The sequence below is a fragment of the Vibrio sp. 2132-1 genome, assembly GCF_033344315.1.
Genome location: NZ_JAWPON010000818.1, coordinates 1 through 527, shown reverse-complemented (window position 1 = coordinate 527; position 527 = coordinate 1). Strand labels below are relative to the sequence as shown.

General features: G+C 44.0%; 1 protein-coding gene. It reads left to right on the top strand.

Features of this window, described 5'->3' with window-relative positions:
• Nucleotides 1–527 (top strand): flagellar brake protein (locus tag R8N47_RS28175; RefSeq protein WP_318186479.1); only part of this gene is annotated, 527 nt, incomplete at both ends.

Genomic DNA, 527 nt, shown 5'->3' with positions numbered 1-527 from the left:
GCATAAATTCCTCAAACCAGGGATGAAACTCTCGATTAACTTCGAATTTGGGCCAAAAGATAAATTCAGCTACTCAACCGTTTATTTAGGAATAAAAGAAAATTCTTATTTGATCCTCGATATTCCGATGCGATTGCTCGAAGATCAAGTGATGAGAAAACTGCATAACGCCGATGTGATTGTGCGCGGCGTTTCCGACACAGAGCTTGGTCACGTGTTGGCTTTTAAATCCAGTGTACTAATGACAGCCGTTCGCCCTTCCCCTCTGCTCTTTATTCGCATACCCGGTACGTTTGCAACTAAGCCTGTTAGAGAGCACGAGCGTTACAAGCTACAAATGGACTGTACCATCGATCACAGCGGCAATATTTATGACGGCAGTTTGGTTGATTTTTCACTGGCAGGCGTCGGTGTTCAGACCTTTATTGAGCCTGAGTTTAAGGTTGGAGACCGAGTTTCGGTGGTATCACCTCTTAGCATTCATATAGGAGAGGAAAATCCTTGCTTGATCGCCAATATAAAGAAGC